Raw genomic sequence first — 22667 nt, 5'->3', positions numbered from 1 at the left:
TTATGATATCAACAACAATAGATCAGGAAATAAAACAAGCCATGCTGGCTAAGGATCAGGCCCGTTTAAGGGGATTGCGCGCCATTAAAGCAGCTTTGCTTTTGGCACGTACAGAGAAAGGTCAGGCAGAAGAAATTACTGAAGAAACTGAGCTTAAAATTTTACAGAAACTCATTAAACAACGCAGGGAATCTGCGGACATCTATAAAAGTCAGGGTCGTGAAGATCTTGCCCTGATTGAAGAAGAAGAAATTGAGGTGATCAATCACTTTTTGCCCAAACAAATGGACAGGGCAGAAGTAGAAGCGGTGATTGCTAAAATTGTGGAAAGTTCTGGCGCAAATTCTGTAAAGGATATGGGTAAGGTTATGGGCTTGGCAAATAAGGAATTAGCAGGAAAAGCCGATGGAAAGTTAATTGCAGAAATTGTTAAATTACAGTTGGCATAAATTGTGCTTTAAATAAATAACTTAAATTGCCGATAATTAAATTTTGGCTGCTAACTTAGTAGCATGTCTTATAGCATTAATATGAAATACGAAGTAATAGAAGATAATGGGTTTCAATATATAGAAGCGGGAAAAGGAGAAACCCTGGTATTACTTCACGGATTAATGGGCGAACTGAGCAACTGGGAGCCAACTATAGATTATTTCAAAGATCGTTACCACGTTATTGTGCCGATTTTACCTATCTACGAGTTACCAATGTTAACACTTGGGGTAAAAAGCTTATCTAAATACATTCATAAATTTTTAAAATTTAAGAAATTAGGGCAGGTGGTGCTGATCGGCAATTCGTTAGGTGGACATGTTGGTCTGGTATTTACTACGGCACATCAGGAATTTGTGAAGGCACTGGTGTTAACAGGAAGTTCTGGTTTGTATGAGAATGCTTTTGGAGGTTCTTTTCCGAGAAGAGAAAGTTATGATTACATTAAGGAGAAGGTAGCCTACACGTTTTATGATCCGGCAACGGCGACAGATGAGCTGGTGGCTGAAGTTTTTAAAACGGTGAACGACCGCTCCCGGGTGATTCGGATTCTTGCGCTGGCAAAGTCTGCCATTAGACATAATATGAGTAAAGACCTCGGGAAAATTACCATTCCTGTATCGCTGATTTGGGGAAAACAGGATAAAGTTACCCCACCAGATGTGGCGGAGGAGTTTCATGAATTGTTGCCCAACTCTGAACTGAATTGGGTAGATAAATGTGGACATGCACCAATGATGGAGCGTCCGGAGGAATTTAACGAATACCTGGATAAATTTTTAAACAGAATATTACTGAAATAAATGATTGCAGCTGAACTCATATCTAACTCTATACCTCCTTTACAAACTTCTGATACTGTTCAGAAAGCATTGGATAGGATGACTGAGTTTAAACTGAGTCATATGCCGATTGTTAATGAAGATCAATTTCTGGGTTTGCTTGGAGAAGATGAACTGATTGAAGTTAGAGACCTTAATGCTCAAATAAAGAGCCTTTCTTTGACGATACTAAACTCGTTTGTTTATCAGGATGCACATGCTTATGATGTGATCAGGCTGTTTGACCAGTTGCAGCTTAGCGTTGTTCCTGTGCTGGATTATCAGAAAAACTATCTGGGCCTGATTTCTATACAGAGTCTGATGGAATATGCTTCGGAGATTTTTGCGGTAAAAGAACCGGGAGGGATTATTGTGCTGGAGATTAGTAACCGTAATAATTCTTTGGCGCATATGGCACAAATTGTTGAAGCGGATAACGCGCAAATCCTTTCTTCTTATGTACAGGCTTTCGCAGATTCTACGAAATTGGAAGTGACGTTGAAAATCAACAAAACGGATCTTTCCGGGATTATTGCCTCTTTTGAACGTTACGATTACGATGTTAAAAGTATTTTTAACAGTACAGCTACGGACCAGGGTACGGAAGACCGGTACAATTCTTTAATGAATTATTTAAACGTTTAACCTTTTACATGAAGTTTGCAATTTACGGCAGAGAATTTAATAATAGTGTTTTGCCTTATGTGCAGGAGGTTTTTGACGCGCTTGAACGCTACGATATTGAAGCACTGGTATATGGGAATTACCACCAGTTTATAAAAGATAAAGTAAAACTAACCCAAAACGTATCGATTTTTAACAATTGTGCTGAGTTAATAGGCCATGCTGACGTATTGATCAGTTTGGGTGGTGATGGTACCTTGCTGGATACTCTGGCCCTGGTGCGTGACTCCGGTATTCCCATTATTGGAATCAATTTCGGCAGATTGGGCTTTTTGGCCAGTATCAACAAGGATGACATCAGCAGTGCATTTGAAGCACTTTTGCAAAAGGAATATACCCTGGACAAAAGGAGTTTATTGAGCCTTGAATCTAAGCACAATTTATTTGGTGAGGAAAATTTCGCTCTAAACGACATTACCGTTCACCGCAGGGACAATACAGCAATGATGATTATTCATGCTTATATGAACGGTGATTTTATCAATTCTTATTGGGCAGACGGACTGATTATTGCAACGCCAACTGGTTCTACCGCTTATTCATTGAGTTGCGGCGGACCGATTATCTTCCCCAGTTCACAGAATTTTGTGATTACCCCTATAGCGCCTCATAACCTAAATGTGAGACCCGTAGTTGTTCCTGATGATGTAAGTTTAACTTTTGAAATAGAGGCCCGCAGTGCCAAGTTTTTAGTGAGCTGTGATTCCAGAACGGAAACAGTAGATCGCTCTGTGAAAATTACGCTCAATAAAGCTAATTTTTATGTGAACCTGATCCGGCTCAATAATGAAAGTTACTTGACTACGTTAAGAAATAAATTGCTTTGGGGAATTGATACCCGGAATTATTAAAATGGATTGTAAAAAACCGCTTTATCTTTTAGTGTTGCTATTATCCGGACTTGGGCTTTCTGCGCAGGTTATGGAGGTTGGGATTGTTGGAGGCGGTGCTGCTTATATTGGAGACTTAAATCCTGTAAATCCGGTCAAATTAAGTGGAATTAGTGCGGGAGCATACGTTAAGGCCAATCTTGATCCTTATTGGAGCCTTGGTTTACATTACAACTATGGACGGATCAGTGCAAGTGACGCCAATTCCACCAATGAGCAGTTTAAAAACAGAAACCTGAGCTTTTATACACCAATGCACGAGGTAAGTCTGCAGGCCGACTTTAACTTTCTGGAATATTTCGCGGGTGGTGGCACCAGGCGTTTTACACCCTACATCTTTGCAGGGATTGGCGGCGTAATTTTTACGCCGAAAACAATACTTCAAAACAAGGAGTACAAACTTTCCTTTTACAGAACAGAAGGGCAAAAAACCAATTATCAAAGCTATGCGCTAACAGTTCCCTATGGTGCTGGTATTAAGATGCGTTTAAAAGACAATTGGGGTTTGTTTTCTCAAATCGGTTACCGCACAGCTTATACAGATTATCTGGATGATGTAAGTGGCCGGTATCCGGCTGCAACTGCCTGGGGTGCCGAAGATGCGAATACGGCTACACGTATGAGTTTGGCAGACAGGTCTCTAAATAAAATTGGTACGCCTGGTACGCAGCGCGGAGATTTTAGAAAACGCGATACATATATGTTTGTTGGGATAGGGATCTCTTATACCTTTATCAGCTCAAAGTGTTATACTTTTTAGCACATTTGGATACTATTTTCATAAGCTATACCTTTGTGGCCTTACGCGGAAAAAATATAAATGGGATTTAAAGAACAAATTGATCTTGCACGTTTGCCGGAACATATCGCAATCATCATGGATGGTAACGGGAGGTGGGCGCAAAACCAAGGCAAATTCAGGCATTTTGGCCATGAAAGCGGGGTTTTGTCTGTAAAGGATGTGGTAGAAGGTTGTGTGGAAATTGGGGTTAAATATTTAACCATGTACACTTTTTCTACAGAAAACTGGAACAGGCCTGTCGAGGAGGTTAATGCACTAATGGAGCTTTTTATTTCAACCATTAATCAGGAAACAGATACACTGAATAAAAATAACATCAAGCTGAATGCGATAGGGGATATCGCGTCTTTACCACAAAAGTGTATTGACGATTTGGCTAGTGCAATGGAAAAAACTTCCGGAAATACCCGTTGCACCTTAACACTCGCTTTGAGTTACAGCGCTAAATGGGAGCTGGTGGAAGCGGCAAAGAAACTTGCCCGTCAGGTAGCAGAGCAAAAAATCGCTATTGAGGATATTAATGAAAAGAATTTTGAGGCACAGCTGACTACTGTAAATATCCCTGATCCTGAACTGGTGATCAGAACAAGCGGTGAACACCGGATCAGCAATTTCCTGTTGTGGCAGATGGCCTATACGGAATTGTATTTTACGGATACCCTGTGGCCGGACTTTAGAAGGGAAGACCTTTTTGAGGCAATTGTTGACTTCCAAAAACGTGAAAGACGCTTTGGTAAAACCAGCGAGCAACTTAACTAATTTTAAGTTTAACACTTTTTAACATGTGTTTAAATTAACTTAGCATCGATTTTTAGATTGTAAATGAAAAGAATATACCAACTTATTTTATTGTTGTTGTTTGGGTTACCTGCAATGGCACAGATCACACGTCCTCAATCCAATCCAGCAACGCCTACTTTAAAAGTGAGTGGTACAGATTTAGATTATTTCAATCCAAGAGAGTACATTATAGGTGGAACTACCTTAACCGGGGCTAAATTTTTAGATAAGGAAGTGATTATTACCCTGTCTAAATTGATTAAGGGAGAAACCATTACACTTCCTGGTGAAGCAACTGGAAATGCCATTAAAAACTTATGGTCGCAAGGTCTATTTGATGATGTTAAACTTGACATTACAAAAATTGACCTTGATACGGTATATTTTGAAATAGAAGTAGTAGAACGTCCGCGTTTAAGCTCTTTTGAACTGATTGGTGTAAGCAAATCCCAAAAGACAGACATCCTGGAAAAATTAAACGCCAGGGCCGGAAAAACGATTGTGAACGAGAACTTGTACAATACTACTACTAGCGTAGTAACAAAGTTCCTTTCTGAGAAGGGGTATTTCTTCACCAAAGTTACTTATGATAGCAAGCCTGATCCTAACCAGGAAAATTCTGTGGTTTTGCAGGTGATGATTGACAAAGGCCGGAAGGTTAAAGTTCATGAGATTAAGTTTACTGGTAATAAGGAATTTAAATCTTCGAAACTGCGTAAGTTCCTCAAGAAAACTAAACAACAGGCTTTCTATAAAGTTTTTGGTTCGGGAAAATTTAACCGTACAAAGTATGAGGAAGATAAAACCACGCTGATTGCTAAAATGCAGGAAAAGGGTTACCGTGATGCTACGATTATTAAGGATACTGTTTACCAATACAGCGACAAGGCAGTTGGGATTAAAATCGATTTGTTTGAAGGGCCTAAATATTACTTTGGTGATATTAAATGGGCGGGTAATGCAAAATATACCACAGAATACCTGGAACGTGTTTTAGGTATTGAAAAAGGTGAGGTATTTAGTGAGGAAAAATTAGAGAAAAAATTAAGAGGTACGGGTAATAGTGATGACGTTTCCAGTGTATACCTGAACGATGGATATTTGACTTTTAACGTAGACCCGGTGCAGACTAAAATTCACGGAGATACAGTTGATTTGGAAATGCGCATTTATGAAGGACCTCAGTATACCAACAACAGGATTACAGTAACTGGAAATACCATTACCAATGACCATGTGGTTTTGCGTGATGTGAGGACCAAGCCAGGAGATAAATTTTCTAAGGAGCTTTTGGTACGTACAGTAAGGGAAATTGGACAGTTGGGTAACTTTGATGAATCTAAAACAGTGCCTACACCTAAACCAAATCCGGCTGATGGTACGGTAGATATTGAATACGCAGTTGAAGAAAAGCCTTCAGACCAGATTGAACTTTCGGGTGGTTTTGGTGGCGGAAGGATCATCGGAACACTGGGTTTAACTTTTAACAACTTCTCGTTAAGAAATCTGTTCAATTTAAAAGCCTATAAACCTTTGCCAAAAGGAGACGGACAGAAATTAAGCTTACGTGGACAAACCAACGGAAGACAATACCAGAGTTACAGTTTCTCTTTCTCCGAGCCATGGTTAGGTGGAAAGAAACCGGTAAGTTTTGGAATCAGTGCTTTTACTTCCCTGCAGACAAACAATGCAGGTGGTATCTATAGTATTGATGAAAACAGTTCACAATTTTCAAAAATCCGTTTAAACGGTATAACTGTAAGTTTGGGACGCAGATTGAATTTCCCGGATAACTACTTCCAGCTTACCCATGCGATCAACATACAGCAGTATATCTTGAAAAACTACCCTGGATTTTTATTTAGTACAGGAACTTCATACAACTTTAACTTAACGCAGGAGTTGAGCAGGGATTCAAGAGATTCTCCTATTTTCCCTACAGGTGGTTCGTACTTTAAATTTACCATACAGGCTACTCCACCTTATTCGTTATTAAATAAAGTGAACTACGCAACAGCATCCGATAAAGAGCGTTATAGATTTACTGAATACCATAAATGGAAGTTTGATTCACAATGGTTCCAAAGGGTAGCAGGTAAATTGGTAGTTATGGCACAGGCACAATTCGGTTTCTTGGGTACTTATAACAAAGCAGTTGGTGAGTCTGCATTTGAGCGTTTCAAATTGGGTGGTGACGGTATGCAAGGTTTTGACTTTTTACAAGGATCTGAGATCATTAAAATGCGTGGCTATGCAAATAATGCAGTTATTCCTTTTGGTTCTGATCCAACTATTGCACAAAACTCTGGTAGTCCGATTTATAGCAAATACATTATGGAGCTTCGGTACCCGGTAATCGCAAGTCAGCAGGCAACCGCATTTTTAGTGGCTTTTGCGGAGGGTGGTAATACCTGGAACAAGTTTGGAGATTTCAATCCTTTTAACGTAAGAAGGTCTGCAGGTGTTGGTGCTAAGATATTTTTACCGATATTTGGTTTATTGGGAATTGATTACGGACATGCATTTGATACCATTCCGGGCGTTACCGATGGAGGAAAGCAAAGTTTTACATTTAGTATCGCGCAGCAGTTGGGCGGACTTTAAAAATTTAATAAAATGAAGAAATACATATTGATTGGTTTTTTACTGTTCACAGGTGTGGGGGCTTTTGCCCAAAAGTTTGCCTATGTGGATACTGAATATATCTTAAACCATATGCCTGAGTATAAATCTTCGATTACTCAAATGGATGTGCTTTCTCAACAATGGCAGCAGCAGGTAGATCAAAACTTCGGCGAGATCGATAAATTGTATAAGGCCTACCAGGCCGACCAGGTATTGCTGACCGCCGATATGCGTAAGCGCCGGGAAAATGATATTATAGAAAAAGAGAAACAAGCGAAAGAATTTCAGCGTTTGAAATTTGGTCCGGATGGCGATCTTTTTCAATCCCGCGTAAAATTGTTAAAGCCTATTCAGGATAAAGTAGCGAAAGCTATTGCTGATTTTGCAAAAAGTAAGTATATTGACTTCGTATTTGATAAAAGCAGCGAAGCAACCATGATGATTTATGCGAGCAGCAGCTATGATCTTAGTAATGACATCATTATCAAATTGGGCTACAAACCAGGGACAACCGTAAAATAAACACACATATATAAATTTTGAAACAATTATTAAAAAAGATAGAAATGAGAAAGTTAGTTAACGTATTCTTTGTTGCGGCCGGTTTAATGTTTTCTGCTAATGTGGCGAATGCACAGCAAAAAATTGCGCATTTAAATTCAGAGGAAATTTTTGCTGTAATGTCTGAGGCTAAAACTGCACAAACTACTTTAGAAACTTTGGGAAAACAAAGACAAGGTGATGTTGATGCAATGATCAAAGAATACCAAACAAAATTGGCTGCTGCACAAGCTAAAGAAAAAACTTTGAGCGAAGCCAATAAAGAAGTTGTAGGTAAAGAATTGCAAGCTGCTGGTGCAGAATTGCAGGACCTTGAAAAACGCATTACTGATGCACGTACAAAAGCACAACAAGAATTGGCTACTAAACAAAGTGAGTTGTTTTTGCCAATCAACCAGAAATTTGAAAATGCAGTAAAAGCTGTAGCTAAAGAAAAAGGTCTGGCTTATGTTTTTGATATTGCTGCACAACAAGGTGCTAATAACCTGTTGTTCTCTGATGGTGGTGATAACATTACCGCTGCAGTTAAAACTAAGTTAGGGATTTCAGCTACTGCTGCTCCTGCACCTAAAAAATAAGAACTTTAATTTTTAAATTAGCGGAACTGAGTTTAGGTACTCAGTTCCGCTTTTTTATGGAAGGTCAATTTAAAAACATGGAAACAGTAAAACAGTCAATTGGTATTTTTGATTCTGGCTACGGGGGATTAACTGTATTTAAATCTATAGCGGCCAAGCTTCCTCAATACAATTACATTTACTTTGGTGACAATGCCAGGGCGCCCTATGGTGATCATTCCTTTGAAACGGTTTATCAGTATACCCTGGAATGTGTGGAATGGTTATTTGCACAGGGTTGTCCATTGGTGATCCTGGCCTGCAATACTGCTTCAGCCAAAGCGCTGAGAACCATACAGCAAAAGATTTTGCCGCTGAAGTATCCGGATCGGAGAGTACTGGGGGTAATCAGGCCTACGGCTGAGGTTATTGGTGGTTTTACAAAAAGTAACACTGTTGGCGTATTAGGTACGCGTGGTACGGTTAATTCTAATTCTTATTCCATTGAAATCGGGCACTTTTTTCCTGATTTAAAGGTTGTGCAGCAAAGTTGTCCGATGTGGGTACCGCTGATTGAAAACAACGAGCATAACAGTCCGGGGATGGATTATTTTATAACAGAATACCTGGATGAATTGATGGCGAAGGCCACAGATATTGATTGTATTTTACTGGCCTGTACGCATTATCCGTTACTCATTCCTAAACTCAAAAATTACCTTTCTGAAAATATCACGTTATTAGCGCAGGGAGATATCGTGGCAGATAGCCTGGTAGATTACCTGGACCGTCACCCTGAAATTGAAAGCAAATTAGGAAAGGAAGGGGAATGTAAATTTTATACATCTGGAGACAGGGAGAAATTTAATACCAATGCAAGTTTGTTTTCGGAGCATGAGGTGAACGCGGTACATGTGCCTTTAAAAAGCTGATTCTTAAAGGACTGGTTTAAGGTCTGTAAAGACATGTTACTGCTAAGTCAGGAAATTGAAAGAAAGCATTTCTTTTTAGGTTCTGATTGTTATTAACGGTAAATTTGCCGCTCAAACCACACAAGTACATGAGTGACTCGATAAAACACGAATGCGGAATAGCCTTTATCCGACTTTTGAAACCGCTCTCTTTTTACCAGGAAAAATATGGAACAGCACTTTACGGTTTAAATAAACTGTATTTGTTAATGGAAAAACAGCACAACCGCGGTCAGGATGGTGCTGGTATTGCCACCATTAAACTTGACGTAAAACCAGGGCACCGCTACATTAGCCGTTACCGTTCAATGGCGCAAAATGCGGTTGCAGACATCTTTGGATATGTACAAAACAAATTTGTAGACATCCAGAATGAAACACCTGAACTGATGCTGGATGCCGAATGGTTAAAAGCTAACGTAAGCTTTATCGGTGAGGTATTATTAGGTCACCTGCGTTATGGTACGCATGGACAGAACAGTATTGAGAACTGCCATCCCTTTTTACGTCAGAACAACTGGATGACCCGGAATTTGGTGATTGCCGGAAACTTCAACATGACCAATGTGGATGAGTTACTGGAGCAATTGTACGAGTTAGGACAGCATCCTAAGGAACAGGCTGACACTGTAACGGTATTGGAAAAAATCGGACATTTTCTGGACGATGAAAATCAAAAATTATTTGATGAATATAAGAAGGAAGGATTGGACAATGTGGAAATTACCCATAAGATTTCTGACAATCTGGACATCGCTAAAATATTAAAACGTTCTGCTAAAAACTGGGACGGCGGTTATGCCATCTCTGGTATTGTTGGAAATGGAGATGCATTTGTACTCCGTGATCCCTCAGGTATCCGTCCGGCTTTTTACTATGCCGATGATGAGATCGTTGTTGCCGCTTCTGAACGTCCGGCTATTCAAACTGCCTTTAATATCCCTTTTAAAAATGTTAAAGAGATTGAACCGGGACATGCATTGATTGTTAAAAAAGATGGGACAGTAAGTCAGGAAGTTTTCAGGGAACCTGAGGAAAAAAGAGCTTGTTCTTTTGAGCGCATTTATTTTTCGAGAGGCAGTGATGCCGAAATTTATAGAGAAAGAAAACACCTGGGTGCATTGCTTTGTGACCAGATCCTGAAATCTACCGGTGCTGATTTGAAAAACACTGTATTTTCATTTATTCCGAATACCGCGGAAGTTTCTTTTTACGGTATGGTGGAAGGTTTGCACAGTTACATCAGGAATGTTCAGAAAGAAGCCCTCATTAACCGCAAGGATCAGTTAAGCGATGAGGAACTGGATGAATTGCTGTCTATGAACCCAAGGGTTGAGAAGCTGGCGATTAAAGATGTTAAACTGAGGACTTTTATTACTCAGGATGCTGACCGCCAGGATATGGTAGCCCATGTTTATGACACTACTTATGGTGTGATTAAAAATCATACAGATACGCTGGTAGCTGTGGACGACTCTATTGTGAGGGGGACGACCTTAAAACAAAGTATCATCAAGATCATTGACAGGCTGCATCCTAAGAAGATTGTGATTGTTTCTTCTGCGCCACAGATCCGTTATCCTGATTGTTATGGGATAGACATGTCTAAAATGGGACAATTTGTTGCATTTGAGGCCGCCATACAATTATTGAAAGCCAGAGGACTGGAACATATCATTGAGGAAGTTTATGAAAAATGTAAGGCTTCTTTATTGTTGCCTAAAGAAGAGATTGTAAACCATGTAAAGGACATTTACAGACCATTTACCCAGGAAGAGATCTCTGCTCAGATTACAAAAATTATTACGCCCACAAATATTACGGCAGAGGTTGAAGTGATTTATCAAACACTTGATAATTTACACGTAGCTTGTCCTAACCATACTGGTGACTGGTATTTTTCTGGTAATTATCCAACTCCAGGTGGAAACAAAGTGGTAAACAAGGCTTTTGTAAACTGGAAAGAAGGAAACAACCAAAGAGCTTATTAGATTGTAAGTTTTAGGTTTAAAGTTATAAGTGGTGGAATTAATTCCATCACTTTTTTTATGCATAAAACTTCAGATATGTTTTGATGATCATCCAGAATGCAAAGAAGATGATGATTACGCCGGCGATTTTGTTCAGCTTTTTAACTTTGTCTTCTTTGATTTTATGGCGCAGCTTACTAGCGTAATAGCTTTTTAGTCCGTCTATGCTGAGTTGTGTAGACATGGCAATGAAAAAGCAAAAGAGTTTTTCATCGAGCTTGTTGTTTAACTTTACTGAAATGATACTACTTACAATTACCCAAAACATCAATGTAGAAGGTGTAAGAATACACATCAGAAATCCTTTGAGGAGATAGCCCCTTTTACTTACCTTTTTTAGGGTCTGGGTATCAAATTTGACTTCTACGGCTGCAAAAAGATAGTAAATTCCTACAGCAAGTAGAAATAGCCCGCCTATTACGCCAATATATTTGTCGAAACTGGCCTGATAGGTAAAAAGTTCGCTACCGAAAAGCACGATAGCTATTAAAATTACATCGCTGATGATGACACCCAGTGCTAAAGAAAATCCGGCTTTGAATCCCTTTTCAATACTTGTCTTAATCATCGAGAAAAATACGGGACCCGTTAAGAACGAAGAGATTATCCCTGCACCTACCCCTAATAATACTGCTTCAAACATCTAATCCTTTTATTCTGATTTATGTATTAACGTATAATAATCTGCTAATATGCGATTTTATACCTTAATACTACCTTTTTTATTATTGTACAAACTGATGAATTTTTTATTAGTTTAGCCAACTTAACGAAACTATATATAACCAATGAGTTCAGAACAATCACAAACTAAGTGGGCACAATTTATACCCTTAGTTACCGTATTCTTTTTTTGGGGCTTTGTGGCTGCAAGTAACGATGTATTGATTCCTGTATTTAAGCAGGCATTCAATTTATCTCAAAGTCAAAGTCAGTGGGTATCTCTTGCCTTTTACATTGCTTATACTGTAGGTGCATTAATTTATAATGGTGTTTCTGTAGTTATGAAGCAGGATTTGGTAAATAAAATTGGATATAAGAACGGTTTGGCTTTAGGTTTGGTGATTTCTGCCGTTGGTACGTTATTGTTCTATCCTGCAGCAAATTTAGGTTCCTTTCCTTTAATGTTATCGGGGTTGTTCATTGTTGCTTTGGGATTCTCTTTGCAACAAACCGTTGCCAATCCATTAGCTATTGCGTTAGGGCCTATTAAAACAGGTTCTCAACGGTTAACAATGGCAGGAGGGATCAATAACTTTGGTACTACAATTGGTCCGCTGATTGTAAACGTGGCTATTTTTGGTACAAATGCCAATGCAACCAGCGACATCAGTATAGAAAGTGTTAAAATTCCGTATTTAATATTGGGTGCTGCCTTTATTCTGGTTGCCATATTTTTGAAACTATCTTCACTTCCAGACAGACCTACTTTGGTTGAAGCTGTTACCGAAGACGCCTCACTGAAAGGATCCGCGTTAAGGTATCCTCAATTGGTAATGGGGATGATTGCAATTTTTGTTTATGTAGGGGTAGAGGTTTCTACAGCCAGTAATTTACCTGCTTACATGGAGAAAAACCTCGGGTTTGCCATTAAAGACATTGCACCATATATCTCTTTGTATTGGGCGAGTATGATGATTGGTCGTTGGACAGGAGCTGTAGAAGCTTTCACAGACAAAGTTAGTCTTCAAAAAATACTGAGGTGGGTTGCGCCATACCTGGCGTTTGGGATATTTTTGGGTGCGAATGCGATTGCTGATCATGATTTGGCTCCGTTTTATATTTATGCCTTAATTATTCTGGTATTGATTATTGCTGATACGGCCAGTAAAGGTAATCCCGCAAGGATGTTACTGATCTTTTCTTTTGTAGGCATTACCGCACTGGTTATTGGAATGTTTACGCACGGTATGGTGAGTGTTTATGCAATTACCAGTGTAGGCTTGTTTTGCAGTACTTTATGGCCGTGTATCTTTACTTTAGCCGTAAGCGGTTTGGGTAAAAACACAAGTCAGGGCAGTAGCTTTTTAATCATGATGATCATGGGTGGAGGTATCATCAGCTGGCTTCAGGGCTATGTTTCTGAATACACAGGTATTCAATATAGTTACATTGTTGGTGTACTGTGTTTTGCTTACCTGGCATTCTATGCCTGGAAGGTAAGCGGTATTTTAAGAAAACAGGGGATTAGTTTTGACCGCAAGATAGCTGGCGGACATTAATATATAATACCGTAATTTTGCAGCCACAGAAGGATACTTCTGTGGCTTTTTTATTAAACGAATGACAGTAAAACCAAGCTTCGACCACATTTTTATGAACCTGGCTACCGACCTGGCAGCGCGCTCACACTGCGTGCGTGCACATGTTGGGGCCGTATTAACCAAAGATACCCGCATTATTTCGATTGGATATAATGGTCCGCCTGCAGGAACACACAATTGTGATGAGGAGTGGCCTGATACAGGCTGTACCAGGGACTCCAGGGGCAGTTGTTCTCTTGCCCTGCATGCAGAGGAAAATGCGATTTTGTACGCCACTAAAAATGGCTCCAGAATTGAAGGTGCTACTTTGTATACTACCTTATCGCCTTGCATTGCCTGCGCACGCTTAATCTTGTCGTCCGGAATCAAAATTGTGATCTATAGAGACTCATATGCTGCTTATAAGGGACTTCCAAGTGATGAAGGTGTTGATTTCTTAAAAAGATTCGGCGTTGAGGTGAATAAATATTAACTTTGTCCATGCTAGAAAAAATCATTATTCTCGATTTTGGATCCCAATACACACAATTGATAGCACGACGCGTACGCGAGCTGAATGTTTATTGCGAAATACATCCTTTTAATCACCTTCCTGAAATAACGCCGGACGTTAAAGGTATCATCCTTTCAGGTAGTCCTTATTCTGTACGTCAGGACGATGCTCCACAGATTGATCTTTCCAATTACCACGAAAAATTCCCTGTGCTTGCTGTTTGTTATGGTGCACAATATATTGCCCAGCACATGGGCGGGGAAGTTCAGGCTTCTACTATCCGTGAATACGGAAGGGCGAATTTGAACTATGTACAAACGGAGAATAAGCTACTGAGTAAAATAGCACTGGATTCACAGGTATGGATGTCTCATGGCGATACCATCACGGTTATTCCTGATAACTTTGAAATTATTGCCAGTACCGATACTGTACAATGTGCTGCTTACCAGGTTAAAGGTACCTCTACGTATGCCATCCAGTTTCACCCGGAAGTTACCCACAGTACGGATGGAAAGCAGTTACTGGAAAACTTTTTGGTAGACATTTGCGGTTGTGCGCAGGATTGGACTGCTGATCTTTTTGTAGAGACTACCATTGCCAATTTACAGGAACAACTGGGAGACGATAAAGTAGTACTTGGTCTTTCTGGTGGTGTAGATTCTAGTGTTGCAGCAGTATTGCTGCACAAAGCTATTGGCAAAAACCTGCACTGCATTTTTGTAGACAATGGTTTGCTGAGAAAAGATGAATATGAAGCTGTTTTAGAGCAGTATAAACATATGGGCTTAAATATTACGGGAATTGATGCCAAAGAGCGCTTTTTAAGTCAGCTAGCCGGTGTTACTGATCCAGAACTTAAGCGCAAAGCAATAGGCCGGGTATTTATTGAAGTTTTTGATGATGCCGCACATGAGGTTCAGGATGTGAAATGGCTTGCACAGGGTACCATTTATCCTGATGTGATAGAATCTGTATCTGTAAAAGGCCCTTCCGCTACCATTAAATCTCACCATAACGTTGGAGGATTGCCGGACTTTATGAAATTAAAGGTTGTTGAGCCTTTAAACACACTTTTTAAAGATGAAGTACGAAGAGTAGGTAAAACGCTGGGTATCGCAGATGTGATCCTTGGTCGCCATCCTTTCCCGGGGCCTGGTTTAGCCATCAGGATTCTTGGAGATGTAACCCAGGAGAAAGTAGATATCCTTCAGGAAGCTGATGCCATATATATCAATAATTTAAAAGAAGCTGGTTTATACGATCAGGTGTGGCAGGCTGGTGCCATTTTCCTTCCGGTGCATTCTGTTGGGGTAATGGGTGATGAGCGTACATACGAAAACGTGATCTGCTTAAGGGCTGTAGAATCAGTAGATGGAATGACTGCCGACTGGTGTCATCTGCCTTACCCTGTACTCGCAAAAATTTCGAACGAAATCATAAATAAAGTAAAAGGGATTAACCGCGTTGTATATGATATCAGCTCAAAACCACCTGCAACAATTGAGTGGGAATAGGTTCTTAATTCTAATATTTATCGGGTTGTGTTTTTCGGCATGTTCGCCGAAAATACAACCCGTTGTTAAGCAACCCTCTGCCCAGACAACTAAGGTGGAGCCTCCGGTTGTTAAGAAATTTACGGAAGCAGAAATCTCTTTACTGGTTCCATTTAAGCTGAATACACTACATCTTAAAACTGCAAGTAAGGGGGAAGTTGACAAAGCTTCCATGGCCATAGATTTTTATCAGGGCGTAAAGCTTGGTATAGACTCTGCGGCGGCATTGGGCTTTAATTTTAAACTAAATGTATTGGATACCGAGGATGACCATACACAGCTGGCGGACTTGCAAAATAGTGGTAAACTGAAACATAGTAACCTTTTGATTGGCCCCGTTTTTCCTGATGGAATTAAGTACATGCGTACGTATGCCTTAGCGCATAACTTGTATGTGGTTTCTCCTCTGGCGGCCAGTCAGCCCGAAGAGTTTGGAAATCCTAACTTAATTTCTATCGTAAATAATGTTGATTTGCATGCCGCAAAAATTGGCAATTATATCGCTTCTAAATATCTTCCTGCCGGTACCGTCGTGGTGCTAATTAATCCTAAGAAATCTGATGATGAAGTTTTAGGGAGTCCTTTACGCGATTATTTTAAAAAGGGTAAGGGGATAAAATTTGTTTTTGAAGAATATGCATCTGTATTTACTTTAGAAACAAAACTGCAAAAGGGAAAAAAATATGTAGTGATGCTTAGTTCAGCTGATCAGTCTTTTGTAGCAGCCACGCTGGATAAATTGGTGAAGATGAAACAGCGGGGTTTTAATGCTGATCTTTTTGGTCACCCTAACTGGCTAAAACAAAACTACAATATAGATAAACTCCAGGCTTTAAATACAATTGTAAGCTCGTCTTACAGGGTGGATTATAAAAGTCCTGCTGTGATCGCATTTGTGAAAAAATATCGTGCCCAATTTAAATTTGAGCCAGATGAGTATTCTTTTAAAGGTTTTGATATAGGTTTTTATTTTGCAAGGCAATTGGCCAAGTATGGTCCTGATTTTCAAAAGTACCTTACAAAATCTCCCTATAAAGGATTACACAATTCATTTTCTTTTGTGTTTGATGAGAAAAATGGATACATTAATACCAGTCTGCAATTGCTGAATTACAGAAATTATGCATTAATTCCGGTATTATGAAAGTAGAACATCAGATCAGGGCTTTTGAACAATTGCTGGCACAGTATGATGGCACTATGCCCCTACACAGATTTCTGGTTGCCTACTTTAAAAAAAATAGACAAATGGGTTCATCCGACAGACGTTGGGCGAGCAGGTATGTCTATAGTTTTTTTCGGCTAGGCAGGTCATTAGCAGATTTGTTGCGCAGAGATCCTGTACAGCGATTGGCGATTGCTGATTTTTTATGCAATGCCAGTCCGAGTTTGGTTATAGAGCAATACTTGCCCGAACTGTTGGAGCAAGTTAGCCTTCCGGTAGCGGCCAAATTGGTGTTGATCCAGGATTTATATCCGGATTTTAAATTGAGCGAGGTATTCGCTTTTACAAACCATCTATCTGAAGGCATAACAACTGAAGCTTTTTTAAATTCTTATTTTACACAGCCTGATCTTTTTATACGGGTAGCGGAGAAACATAGTCATCAGATGTTGGAGCTGCTGCAGGAAGCGCAGGTTGACGCAAAAGAACTTGGGCCAACCACTTTTTCTTTGCCGAACGGAACCAAATTGGAAAAGATCCTTCCGGAACAAAAGTATTACCAGGTGCAGGATCTTTCTTCACAAAAGACAGGCGCCCTTTTTCAGCCAAAAGCATATGACTATTGGTGGGATTGTTGTGCTGCATCGGGCGGTAAATCATTGCTCTTGCACCAACTGGAACCTAAAGTTCAATTGCTGGTAAGTGATTTACGTGAAAACAGCTTACATAACCTTGATGAACGCTTTCAGGTTGCCGGACTAAAAAAATACCAGAAAAAAGCTTTAGACTTATTGCAGAACAACGAGCAGGACCTTCACGACTATGAATTTGACGGGATTATCCTGGATGCGCCATGTTCGGGTTCTGGTACCTGGGGCCGTACGCCGGAGATGCTGAGCCAGTTTGAAGTACATAAAATTGGGTATTTCTCAAAGCTGCAGAAAAGCATAGCCGCTAACGTGATCAAGTACCTGAAACCAGGAAAGCCCTTGATTTATATTACCTGTTCTGTTTTTAAAGAAGAGAATGAAGAGGTAGTTGGCTACATTGAATCTCTTGGTTTAAAAGTGGAAACGATGGAGATCATTGGTGGTTATCAGGACAAGGCAGATACCATGTTTGCTGCAAGGCTGATTAAGCTATAGGGTAGGATAAATACGGTTTGCTCTGGTATGTATTTAGAGACCTGTATTGTTTCTGAACAATTTGATGGCTATAGCCAGTAAAATGATACCAAAAGCTTTTCTCAGTACACCCAGGCCTGATTTGCCCAGTAGCTTCTCTAGCTTATCGGTGTTTTTTAGTACAATATAAACAAAGACCATGTTGATCATGATCCCCGCAATGATATTCTGAGTGGCATATTCTGTTTTGAGCGACAGGAGGGTAGTCATTGTTCCAGCGCCTGCAATGAGTGGAAATGCCAGGGGAACGATAGATACTGTTTCGGGTGCATCGCCTTCTTTAAATATCGTAAGTCCTAATACCATTTCCATAGCGATGCAGAAGATGACCAGGGAGCCAGCGATGGCAAAGGATTCTACATCCAGTCCAATAACTTTTAACAGGGTTTCTCCTGCAAAAAGAAAGATAATCATCAGTACTGTTGCTACGATGGTCGCCTTTTCAGATTCTATATGGCCGGCAGATCTGCGGAGTTGTATTACTACTGGTATAGAGCCTAATATGTCAATTATGGCAAATAATACCATGGAAGTAGAAAGAATCTGGCGGTAATTAAAATTTAAAGCTTCCATAAACAGGCTGATTTAAAAACAAAGGTAAAAGTATTTGGCAATTAGCCTAAATGATTTATAAACAAAACGTCCCGGGATTAATTAAAATTCCGGGACGTTTAAATATTTAAGTATGATTATTCTCCTGGCATTTTAGGTGCTGGTGGATCTACCGGATCAACAGTTACGCCAGTTTTTCTTAATATTGAACGTTTTTTGCTGTAGCCAAAGTAGATGATGAAGCCTAAGGCTAACCACACAAATAACCTTAACCAATTTTCCCAACCTAAGCCAAAGATCATAGCGCCACAAGCGATTACGCCCAAAATAGGAATTACTGGGACCCATGGCGTTTTAAATTCGCGTGGAAGTTCCGGATTGGTTTTTCTAAGAATAATTACAGCTACGCATACCAGCATAAAGGCAAACAAAGTACCAATACTGGTCATGTGGCCTACAATATCTCCCGGCACAAAGGCAGCGAAAACACCTACAAGAACAAGGATTACTAGATTTCCTTTGTAAGGTGTTTTGAATTTAGGATGCAACTGAGAAAATACAGCTGGCAATAAACCATCTTTACTCATAGAGTAGAATACTCGGCTCTGACCTAAAAGCATCACTAAGATTACAGATGAAAACCCAGCCAGGATAGCTACAGTTACTGATTTGCTTAACCAGCTGTACGTTGCAGGCATTCCTTCTTTAATGGCAGCAACAACAGATGCTTCACCACCTTTAGTAGGATCTCTAAAGAACTCTAAAGGCGCTAAACCTGTTAAAACGTGTGCGAACAAAATGTAAAGAACAGTACAAACAGCCAATGAACCCAATATGCCAATTGGCATGGCTGTTTTAGGATTTTTAGTTTCCTGTGCAGCTGTACTTACTGCATCAAAACCGATAAAGGCAAAGAATACGGTACCGGCTGCCCCGAGAATACCCATGATACCGCCAAAGTTATAGGTTATTCCCTGGTGATCTGTGTAAGTTGTTGCTTCAGGGATATAAGGGGTATGATAAGAAGAGTTGATATAACCCCATCCCAAAACAATGATCATAATTACAATGGCTACTTTAACAATCACAATGATGTTATTTACCAAAGCAGATTCTTGTGTGCCTTTGATTAGCAAAAGGCTCAATAGTGTTACAATAAAAAGGGCTGGTAAGTTTATGATTCCAGATACGCCATCAACGGAAGTTTGAAAAGGCGAGTGGCATAGTGCATAGGGGATTGGGCTCACGCCGACGACCTCTACAAGAAAATTATTAAGGTATTCACTCCAGGCAATTCCCACAGTGGCAGCGCCAACGGCATATTCGAGAATTAAATCCCAGCCAATGATCCAGGCTACAAGTTCGCCCATGGTAGCATAAGTGTAGGTATATGCACTACCGGAAATAGGGATGGAAGATGACAATTCTGCATAGCATAAACCGGCTAAAGCACAGCCAATAGCGGCAACGATGAAACCAATGGTTACAGATGGTCCTGCATTTTGAGCTGCGGCAGAGGCGGTGCGCACAAACAGACCAGCACCAATAATTGCACCAATACCCAATGCAACTAAAGAACCTGCCGTAAGTGTACGCTTTAGACTCTTTTCAGACTCAGAAGCATCTGACATAAGCTGTTTAATTGATTTCTTTAAAAAAAGACTCATAAAGTGTTGTTTAGTTATGTTAAGTTATTCTGAAGATCAAACCTAGAGAAATTTATCTATAAATAAAAGAGATAGCGAACAAAACACCCATTAATGATGCATTTGTTTGGCTAAACTTTCAAATAAAACGCCTGATTTTTGAATATCTATGGTTTTTATGGTTGTGCTTGCTTGTTGAACTCCTTTTTTTGTCTCAATTTTTGCGGTAGTTGCTACATCTACTGCGATATATGGTGCAATAACTAGTGATACGATAGACATTAATTTAATTAAGATGTTCATTGATGGGCCGGAGGTATCTTTAAAAGGGTCACCCACGGTATCACCGGTAACGGATGCCTTGTGTGCCTCTGATTTTTTATAGTGCATTTGGCCATTAATCATTACCCCTTTTTCAAAGGATTTTTTAGCGTTGTCCCATGCTCCACCAGCATTACTCTGGAAAATTCCCATCAACACACCAGATACGGTTACACCAGCAAGCAAACCGCCTAAGATCTCTGCAGAGCTTACCAGTTGAAATACATCTTTAAAGCCAAAGCCTACAATAATTGGAACCAATAGTGCAATGGCTCCGGGCAGCATCATTTCACGAATGGAGGCTTTGGTTGAAATGGCTACGCACTTCTCGTATTCTGGTTTTGCTTTATATTCCATAATTCCGGGGATCTCGCGAAATTGCCTGCGGACTTCCTGAACCATATCCATAGCTGCTTTGCCTACGGCAGCAATGCATAAAGCTGAGAAGATAAATGGAATCATAGCACCCACAAAAAGACCCGCAAGGACGGGTGCTTTATAGATATCTATAGCATCAATGCCTGCTACACCCACAAAAGCAGCAAAAAGTGCAAGGGAAGTTAAAGCAGCCGAGGCAATGGCAAAACCTTTTCCTGTTGCTGCCGTGGTATTACCAACGGCATCCAGATTATCCGTGCGCTCACGAACTTCTGGTGGTAGCTGACTCATTTCGGCAATACCGCCGGCGTTATCGGCGATTGGGCCAAAGGCATCAATGGCAAGCTGCATCGCTGTGGTGGCCATCATTCCTGCTGCTGCAATAGCTACGCCATACAATCCGGCAAAGGCATAGGAGAAAATGATGCCGGCTGCCAATACTAAAATAGGAGCTACGGTAGATTTCATCCCGACTGATAAGCCACCGATGATATTTGTTGCGTGGCCGGTGCCAGATTGTTGTATAATTGAATTTACGGGTCCCTTGCCCATAGCCGTATAATACTCTGTAATGATGCTCATTAAGGTGCCCACAATTAGTCCCACGATAATGGCATAGAAAACATCCATACTGCCAAAGTTTACACCACGCAACTGTAGCTGGGCAGGCAGCATGGCATTTACAATAAAATAGGATGCAATGGCAGTTAACACGATTGAGCTCCAGTTACCTAAATTTAAGGCATTTTGAACGTTGGAATCTTCTCCCTTTATACGTACAAACCAGGTGCCTACGATAGAAAATAGAATCCCGAGTCCGCAGATGACCATCGGTAAAAGCACAGGAGAAAAACCATTTAATCCATCAACAGCGATACCGTTTAACTTTTCTACTGCAATTTCCTGTCCAAGTACCATCGTAGCTAGAATAGTGGCCACGTAGGAGCCAAATAAATCTGCACCCATCCCGGCTACGTCACCAACGTTGTCACCCACGTTATCGGCTATCGTTGCGGGGTTTCGTACGTCATCTTCAGGAATACCTGCTTCTACTTTGCCCACCAAATCTGCACCTACATCTGCTGCTTTGGTGTAAATACCACCACCTACTCTGGCAAATAAGGCGATGGATTCTGCGCCAAGTGAAAATCCGGTAAGCACTTCTATGGCAGTTTTCATTTCTGTGCTGTTGGCATCAACAACATTGAATAAATGCAGAAAAACAATAAATAATCCGCCAAGACCAAGAATGGCCAATCCGGCAACACCTAAACCCATCACCGTACCTCCGGTAAAGGAAACTTTTAAAGCTTTAGCTAAACTTGTTCTTGCTGCCTGTGTAGTGCGTACGTTTGCTTTTGTGGCAGCGCTCATACCAATATAGCCTGCCGTTGCAGAAAATACAGCGCCGATAATAAAGGCCAGAGCAATGATCCAGCTAGAATGCAACGCTACGCCATTTACTTCATGAATGGTTCCGGAATAGGCTAGTAAAGCCGCAGTGAAAACTACAAAAATGCTCAGCACTTTCCATTCGGCTTTTAAAAATGCCATGGCTCCGTCTGCAATGTAGCCGGCCAGTTCCTGCATGTTGGCATCGCCAGCATCCTGCTTGTTTACCCAGGCACTTTTTACGGCCATGACCAGAATACCGATTAGACCCAATACGGGTATGAAATAGATTAAATTGTTTTGTAAAAACTCCATAAGATTTATAATTTGGTTAGACAAAAATAAGAGAGTTATTGACATATGCAACATTTAAAGCATTGAATTGATTGATGTTTGAGGTTTTTTGGATGTACATTAAATTGAAATTATAGTACATAGAATTGAAATGCGAAGCCAGTAATTTCGTTGAATGGGTACAGCCCAAATTAACCAAATTATAAACC

The 22667-nt window shown here is 40.3% G+C and carries 20 protein-coding genes; 16 read left to right on the top strand and 4 right to left on the bottom strand.

Features of this window, described 5'->3' with window-relative positions; translation table 11 throughout:
• Positions 1 to 2: 2 nt before the first annotated feature.
• The 11 genes from LPB86_RS19220 to LPB86_RS19170 all read left to right on the top strand — a co-directional run bounded on the left by LPB86_RS19220 (position 3) and on the right by LPB86_RS19170 (position 11174).
• Positions 3 to 449 carry a GatB/YqeY domain-containing protein gene (locus LPB86_RS19220; RefSeq protein WP_230693039.1) on the top strand — a complete coding sequence of 149 codons (447 nt, stop codon included), beginning with the start codon at positions 3 to 5 and terminating at the stop codon, positions 447 to 449.
• Between the two features lie 81 nt (positions 450 to 530).
• Positions 531 to 1295, top strand: a complete 765-nt coding sequence (locus LPB86_RS19215) for an alpha/beta fold hydrolase (RefSeq protein WP_230693038.1) — start codon at positions 531 to 533, stop codon at positions 1293 to 1295.
• The gene (locus LPB86_RS19210; RefSeq protein ID WP_230693037.1) at positions 1296 to 1958 is read left to right on the top strand and encodes a CBS domain-containing protein; all 663 of its coding nucleotides are present in this window, start codon (positions 1296 to 1298) and stop codon (positions 1956 to 1958) included.
• An 8-nt stretch (positions 1959 to 1966) separates the two neighbouring features.
• Entirely contained in the window at positions 1967 to 2848 is an 882-nt protein-coding gene (locus LPB86_RS19205; protein WP_230693036.1) for an NAD kinase, read from the top strand.
• 1 nt (position 2849) lies between these two features.
• Complete coding sequence (locus LPB86_RS19200) at positions 2850 to 3647, top strand: DUF6089 family protein (protein ID WP_230693035.1); 798 nt, start codon at positions 2850 to 2852, stop codon at positions 3645 to 3647.
• Between the two features lie 60 nt (positions 3648 to 3707).
• A complete protein-coding gene (locus tag LPB86_RS19195; protein WP_230693034.1) occupies positions 3708 to 4448 on the top strand; it encodes an isoprenyl transferase in 741 nt (246 codons plus the stop codon).
• A 63-nt stretch (positions 4449 to 4511) separates the two neighbouring features.
• A complete protein-coding gene (bamA, locus tag LPB86_RS19190; RefSeq protein ID WP_230693033.1) occupies positions 4512 to 7073 on the top strand; it encodes an outer membrane protein assembly factor BamA in 2562 nt (853 codons plus the stop codon).
• A 12-nt stretch (positions 7074 to 7085) separates the two neighbouring features.
• Entirely contained in the window at positions 7086 to 7616 is a 531-nt protein-coding gene (locus LPB86_RS19185) for an OmpH family outer membrane protein (RefSeq protein WP_230693032.1), read from the top strand.
• Positions 7617 to 7660: 44 nt separating this feature from the next.
• A complete protein-coding gene (locus LPB86_RS19180; RefSeq protein WP_230693031.1) occupies positions 7661 to 8233 on the top strand; it encodes an OmpH family outer membrane protein in 573 nt (190 codons plus the stop codon).
• A gap of 77 nt (positions 8234 to 8310) precedes the next feature.
• A complete protein-coding gene (gene murI / locus LPB86_RS19175) occupies positions 8311 to 9144 on the top strand; it encodes a glutamate racemase (protein ID WP_230693030.1) in 834 nt (277 codons plus the stop codon).
• Positions 9145 to 9272: 128 nt separating this feature from the next.
• Entirely contained in the window at positions 9273 to 11174 is a 1902-nt protein-coding gene (locus tag LPB86_RS19170; protein WP_230693029.1) for a class II glutamine amidotransferase, read from the top strand.
• A gap of 55 nt (positions 11175 to 11229) precedes the next feature.
• Here the strand turns inward: LPB86_RS19170 and LPB86_RS19165 are convergent, their stop codons facing one another.
• Positions 11230 to 11856 carry a LysE family translocator gene (locus LPB86_RS19165; protein ID WP_230693028.1) on the bottom strand — a complete coding sequence of 209 codons (627 nt, stop codon included), beginning with the start codon at positions 11854 to 11856 and terminating at the stop codon, positions 11230 to 11232.
• Between the two features lie 145 nt (positions 11857 to 12001).
• On the opposite strand from LPB86_RS19165, the gene LPB86_RS19160 reads away from it, so the two are divergent.
• The 5 genes from LPB86_RS19160 (at position 12002) to LPB86_RS19140 (ending at position 17836) form a co-directional block, all read left to right on the top strand.
• The gene (locus LPB86_RS19160) at positions 12002 to 13435 is read left to right on the top strand and encodes an MFS transporter (protein ID WP_230693027.1); all 1434 of its coding nucleotides are present in this window, start codon (positions 12002 to 12004) and stop codon (positions 13433 to 13435) included.
• Between the two features lie 61 nt (positions 13436 to 13496).
• Positions 13497 to 13949, top strand: coding sequence for a dCMP deaminase family protein (locus LPB86_RS19155; protein ID WP_230693026.1), 453 nt, complete (start codon positions 13497 to 13499; stop codon positions 13947 to 13949).
• An 8-nt stretch (positions 13950 to 13957) separates the two neighbouring features.
• Positions 13958 to 15487 carry a glutamine-hydrolyzing GMP synthase gene (gene guaA, locus LPB86_RS19150; protein ID WP_230693025.1) on the top strand — a complete coding sequence of 510 codons (1530 nt, stop codon included), beginning with the start codon at positions 13958 to 13960 and terminating at the stop codon, positions 15485 to 15487.
• Positions 15444 to 16670: an ABC transporter substrate-binding protein gene (locus tag LPB86_RS19145; protein WP_230693024.1), complete on the top strand. Its 1227-nt coding sequence runs from the start codon at positions 15444 to 15446 to the stop codon at positions 16668 to 16670. The genes guaA and LPB86_RS19145 overlap by 44 nt, the downstream gene beginning before the upstream one ends.
• Positions 16667 to 17836 carry an RsmB/NOP family class I SAM-dependent RNA methyltransferase gene (locus LPB86_RS19140; protein ID WP_230693023.1) on the top strand — a complete coding sequence of 390 codons (1170 nt, stop codon included), beginning with the start codon at positions 16667 to 16669 and terminating at the stop codon, positions 17834 to 17836. The genes LPB86_RS19145 and LPB86_RS19140 overlap by 4 nt, the downstream gene beginning before the upstream one ends.
• Positions 17837 to 17869: 33 nt before the next feature.
• Here LPB86_RS19140 and LPB86_RS19135 read toward each other — a convergent pair whose 3' ends face one another.
• From LPB86_RS19135 to LPB86_RS19125, 3 genes are all read right to left on the bottom strand, one after another.
• On the bottom strand, positions 17870 to 18448 hold the full coding sequence (locus tag LPB86_RS19135; protein WP_230693022.1) for a MarC family protein: 579 nt from the start codon (positions 18446 to 18448) through the stop codon (positions 17870 to 17872).
• 116 nt (positions 18449 to 18564) lie between these two features.
• Positions 18565 to 20094 carry an amino acid permease gene (locus tag LPB86_RS19130; protein ID WP_230693021.1) on the bottom strand — a complete coding sequence of 510 codons (1530 nt, stop codon included), beginning with the start codon at positions 20092 to 20094 and terminating at the stop codon, positions 18565 to 18567.
• A 90-nt stretch (positions 20095 to 20184) separates the two neighbouring features.
• Positions 20185 to 22479: a sodium-translocating pyrophosphatase gene (locus tag LPB86_RS19125; protein WP_230693020.1), complete on the bottom strand. Its 2295-nt coding sequence runs from the start codon at positions 22477 to 22479 to the stop codon at positions 20185 to 20187.
• Positions 22480 to 22667: the final 188 nt, after the last annotated feature.

The sequence above is a fragment of the Pedobacter sp. MC2016-14 genome (assembly GCF_020991475.1).
Classification (GTDB): Bacteria; Bacteroidota; Bacteroidia; order Sphingobacteriales; family Sphingobacteriaceae; genus Pedobacter.
Note: the sequence above shows the minus strand (reverse complement) of the source record. Positions and strands in the feature narration are given on the sequence as shown.